Origin of the sequence: Candidatus Magnetaquicoccus inordinatus, assembly GCF_004217665.1 — a bacterium.
Lineage (GTDB): Bacteria > Pseudomonadota > Magnetococcia > Magnetococcales > Magnetaquicoccaceae > Magnetaquicoccus > Magnetaquicoccus inordinatus.
On sequence record NZ_RXIU01000240.1, the window covers coordinates 1 to 5,021 of the forward strand.

Here is a 5,021-nt window from a genome sequence, read left to right on the forward strand (position 1 = left end):
GGTCTTGCACGTGCGCAAAGCGACAAAAGCAGAGCCAAACCAGAAGTTGATTTACCAAGCTCTTGCCATCGACCCCAACCCCGGTGGAGTAAAAAAGATGATTGCTTGATCAAAAAATGGCCAAGACATCAACTTTGTAGTGCCACTTGCGAAAAATCAGCATCACAATACACTGATATTGCTTGAAAAATTTTATAGTGTGTTAAACATGGGCTAGTGATGACGAGAATTTACATGATATTCTGCAACATGTGCGTCAAGAGAATACTCGCTGGTGCCACTTGCCGGTATTGCTCCTGACGGCAGAGGAGAGCACTGTCAGAGCAAATGTGTCGGCAGCCGGAGTCACAGAGTCTCTGAGTCGTTCTGTCGCAGAAGAGGTTTTATGGTCTGTTATCGAGAAGATGTTGACTCAACCCTTTTCATGCGTGGGATCGATAAACAGTTGATGGAGAATCTCCTGATAGCCAGCCAGCAACAGGGTTTGCTGATCGGCTTGCACGCCAAGCTGCTGCATGCAGAGGCTAAACACCTCCTGGGGATCCAGATCCTGCAGGGGTTCATCGGTATACTCTTGTTGATGGGCCTGTTCGAGCAGGCGTTGTTCTTTAATGCGCAAGACCTGCAAAGTGGCGGTAGCGGTGAGTTGTTCAATGCGCTCCCGTAAATTGCCGATGCGTTCTGTACCGGTATGAATGATCTCCAACCAGGCTTGCGAGCCAGTGTGAAGCAGTTTGAGCAGAGCCGCTTCAATCTCAGGCCAGGAGCCGCGCAGGGAGAGCAGCTCTTGGAAGCGAGGAACCGGCAAGAGTTGGACGACACAGTTGTCTGGCTCCAGAGTAACCAGGGTCACAGATTTTGCCAGATGGCTTTCGGCAAAGCCCATCGGCAGGGGCGAGCCGCTGTAGCGCAGATGGGGGTTGCCATTGACCATTTGCGGACGATGCAGATGGCCCAAGGCCAGATAATCGATCCCTTCGGGGAGGAGGGAGAGGGGAAACTGGCCCAGGCTGCCCACATAGAGATCACGCATGCCATCATCGCTGCTCTGCGGGCAACCGCTGGCAAAGAGATGACCGGTCACCAGCAGGGGCAGGCGTAGGGGCAATTGGCGGCGCAGTTGTTCAGCCTGGGCGATGACGTTTTGGTAGTGTTGGCGCAATCCTTCCAGGAGTTGTTGCTCTTTTTCTTCCGGGGATTCTCCGGGGGAGGGGATACGCAGGTCGCGTTCGCGCAGATAAGGCACCGCTGCCACGAGCAGTTCGGGAGTGCCATCAGGGGCAGAGAGCAGGCGCACCTCTTGTTCAGGCAGCTCTCTTTTGCCGCCGATGATATGCAGATTGAGTGGCTGCAACAGTGCAGCGGGGGCATCGAGCAGGGCAGGAGAGTCATGGTTGCCGCCGATGATCAGCACATGGCGACATTGTTTAGAAGCCTCAGCCAGCAGACGATAATAGAAGCTTTGCGCTTTGGTGCTGGGCGCAGGGGAGTCAAAAATATCGCCGGCGATTAACAGCAGATCGACCGCTTCTTGTCGCAACAGCTCGACCAACCAAATGAGCAGCGCCTCAAACTCATCCTGTCGCTGTCGTCCATAGAGGGTATGGCCAATATGCCAGTCGGAGGTGTGCAGGATTTTCATGTTTCCCCATCAAGCACGGCTTTGCAGGCGCGCTTTGCGCAGCAGGGAAACAATTTTTGGTCTGGCTCCGGCAGCCCGATCTATGTTCAAGCCATAGCGGAAAATTTCTGGAAAGTGATATTCGGAAACTAACTTGTCGTGAAAAATAATGCCATGTTCTATCAATAATTCAATCTCTTCCTCATCCAATCCGATTTGAGCTAATTCTAGTAATGAACATGGAGTAATGAACCTGTTGGGTGTGTTTGTTGCACTGTTTTGCATAATTTTGGCAAATATTCCCTTCAGCATATCATTTTCTTCGCTAATTTCAGCAATTTTTGAGTTGCTACACGACTGTATTGCCTCGCGCATGGCAGAAGGAGCAAGAATACGATCTGTCGTTTTTAACTTGATAGAGTTTTCTGCTGCCAAATGAAGAAATCTTACCACATCACGCGCTTGTATACCTCCATGCAAATCAGATAAAACGGATAAGACCCAATTGTTCGACTTGCTCTCCTTGGAACCTTCACCACCCATTTTATATCCCCAGAGAGGGACCAAACGTTCCATTTTATCCGCTTCATTTAACTCGGAGAAATCTTGCCATAATTGCTCCGTTGCCTGGGATCTATCGGCAACCCAGGCTGTCAACTCCAATGCTTCATCCCAGGTCCAGCGCAGTTCATGATTTTTATGTCTTTGTACAAATTGATTTCTGTTTTGTGGTATGGCATGTTCAACCATATCCTGTCGTATAAAAATTATGATGCCTAATGGCTGATCAGGAAGTGTTGCCAACCAATTGGGCAACTCTTGTATAAGAGCGTGCAGGGCAATCTGTTGTACTGGATTCTTGGTAAATTTATCAAATGTCTCTTCCAACCCGTCAATCAAAACAATCAGCTTTTGCTTTTTTTCTCTTAGGTGGGTGAGCAAAGCTTCTATGGGAGAATCTGTTGAGCTGACAGAAATGCCGAGAGAGTGAGCGATGAGGTCAGCCCATTGAGTGCGCCATGCAAACAAATTCTCTGAATTAAACTCGGATATTATTTGACGGATCTCATCTGAAGTATTGATTGTGGGAAGATCAAGAGCTTGCTGACATCTTTGTTGGTATCCGACCATTTCAGTGATGTTACAGTTTTTACCCCAGAGAAGTGGTAAAATTCCTGTCTGCAAAGAGCAGGTAAAAGAATTGTCAACTTTATTTACAAAATTTGACCAGTTTATGCTGCGGACAATATTGATAAATGAATAGGTCTTTCCGGCTCCTTTGGCACCTATAGAAACCACTATCGGCAATTTATGCAGATGATCCTCAGCCAGATTCTTTAGGGATTTAATCGGCAAGAAGCCGATTGTATTCTGTGGATCATAAGCGGCTTTTTCGGCTGTAATCATTGTATCAGCAAATTTCGCCAACTTTTTACGTTTTTCAAGCAAAGAGTGTTCTGTTACCAGTTCATTGGAGGGAGGAAGAGTAATGTGGCGTGCAGAAGGTAGCCATTGTTGCAGCTCATTCCACAGTTTTGTGGGAATACCCGATTGCCGTATGGCCTCCATGGCTTTATCCCATTGTGCGGATAGAGAGGCGAGCGATTCATGATAGGAGATTGTGGTGTAGGTAACTCCTTGCTCTATTTCGTTCAGAGTAATGGGGTTTTGTCTTTCATCGTCGCTGAGTCTTTCAGAAAAGAGATGGATCAATGTTTGATTGATTGGTTCCAGTTTTTGCTCGATATTGGCCAGTTCTGTTTGCGGGATTTGATTAAAAATCAGCGCAGGTATTATGCGTGTTTGTTGTTCATCCCATTGCGACTGCAGGAGCAGTTGTCGGATCAAAAGTTCCGTTCCCACCAATGATTGACCTGCACCGTTGGCAACATAGAGCGTGTAAACTCGTGGATCAAACAGAATCGGTGCGGCCAGTTCTGAAAAACCAGCACGCAAATCGATCAAGACCATATCAACCTGCAAGCGTTGGCCCAGTTGGGCAAGAGTCTCGGTCAAAAAGAAAGAGGAGTGGGCTGTGCTGTTCAACAACTGCTCTGGGGTAATGGCCAAAGCCAAATTTTCTTCAAGATGACGAAAACAGGGCAATACAAACAAATTGCCGACCTGCAAATTGCGTATTTTTTCTTCAGCAATTTTGAGTGCATTCTGGCCTTGCGGATCAGGATCGGCATGCAGCAGAGTCAAAAGATCGGCAAAAGAAAAATCAAAATCAGGTTTGCGATCACGCAATAAAATAGAGATTCCCGGCGCTTCAAAATCGCCATCGATCAACAAAACTTTTTTCTTCTTTTCGCTATAGGCTTGTGCCATGGACAAGGCACATAATGTTCTGCCCACACCACCCTTGAATGAATGAAAGACCAGCAATGGCGGAACATCTGACGGAAATGGTTGCGGCAAGGGTGCAGGCTTGGCATGAAACAAAATTGTTCGCGAAGGTGAAAAACGGGGCCTAAAGGTTGTTTCCTGCCACTTTGCACTTTCTGCGTTGTCCAGTAACTCCCATTGTACCTGCAGGCGAGAAAGATCTGTTTCAGATAGGTTAAATTGGATGAAACAATCTTCTTGGGTTTCGTTCCATCTGTGTTCGCCGACAATCTCCTTAAACCATTCAGAAGCATCTCTTTTTATTGTTGCAGAAGAATCTGTGTTGATACCGATGAGTATACAATCCCAAAATGTTTGCGCATATATTAAACCAACCGGTGGTTGGGAATAGTTGCTCTTGATGCTGGGTGAGGTTACCTTCCAAAGTAATCTAGAAAGATCCACCCAACTGAGAAGGATTTCTGCAGAGAAGATTGAATTATATGGTCTATGTTTAGCTAAATTTTCAATCATAACTTCCTCATTCTTTGATCTATTAATTCATCAAGTTTTTTTAGCCATTCAATTATAGCTTTTTCATTTTGCGGAATCACTTTCCATCCATATCGCCACGCCAGATGAATGTCGTAAAATTGATTGTGATTTATAGATCCGGATAATGGTAATTGTAAACTTAAATTTTTTGGAAAATCTTTAATTTCAGAAGCGTTAGGATCAATTTTACGAAGTATCTTTGCCAAATTATGTGAGAAAAAGTCATCTCCTTTTTCCGGACAGTGTTGTAAATTTTGATTTTTGATAAGAATGTATTTCAAGCCACACTCAATCGCATAGAAATACAACAAATAAAATGCTCGATCTTTATATTGATCAGGTGAATATTTTCTGAAATTTTTCCAACTGTCTCGAAGATCATAATCTGAACAATATTTAACTATAGCCATCTTCAATCATCCGCAGACTTGGGGGGATCTCGATGCAGGTCGCGGTGGCGCAGCAGTACCATGAAGCCTTGCTGTTGCAAGCGCTGGCTGAGCTGCTCAACCAAAAA

At 45.8% G+C, this 5,021-nt stretch carries 3 protein-coding genes; all 3 read right to left on the reverse strand.

Going from position 1 to position 5,021, the window contains the following annotated elements; translation table 11 throughout:
• Positions 1–412: 412 nt before the first annotated feature.
• Genes EJP87_RS13770 through EJP87_RS13780 form a run of 3 tightly spaced genes read right to left on the reverse strand, consistent with a single transcriptional unit; the run spans position 413 to position 4,914 of the window.
• Complete coding sequence (locus tag EJP87_RS13770; RefSeq protein WP_130472443.1) at positions 413–1,642, reverse strand: exonuclease SbcCD subunit D C-terminal domain-containing protein; 1,230 nt, start codon at positions 1,640–1,642, stop codon at positions 413–415.
• 9 nt (positions 1,643–1,651) lie between these two features.
• Entirely contained in the window at positions 1,652–4,483 is a 2,832-nt protein-coding gene (locus EJP87_RS13775) for a tyrosine-protein kinase family protein (protein WP_130472444.1), read from the reverse strand.
• On the reverse strand, positions 4,480–4,914 hold the full coding sequence (locus EJP87_RS13780) for a hypothetical protein (RefSeq protein ID WP_130472445.1): 435 nt from the start codon (positions 4,912–4,914) through the stop codon (positions 4,480–4,482). Before EJP87_RS13780 ends, EJP87_RS13775 begins: the two co-directional genes overlap by 4 nt.
• Between the last annotated feature and the right edge of the window lie 107 nt (positions 4,915–5,021).

Coding starts and splice junctions, on each gene's coding strand:
- EJP87_RS13770 (WP_130472443.1), bottom strand. CDS start 1,642: ATGAAAATCCTGCACACCTCCGACTGGCATATTGGCCATACCCTCTAT.
- EJP87_RS13775 (WP_130472444.1), bottom strand. CDS start 4,483: ATGATTGAAAATTTAGCTAAACATAGACCATATAATTCAATCTTCTCT.
- EJP87_RS13780 (WP_130472445.1), bottom strand. CDS start 4,914: ATGGCTATAGTTAAATATTGTTCAGATTATGATCTTCGAGACAGTTGG.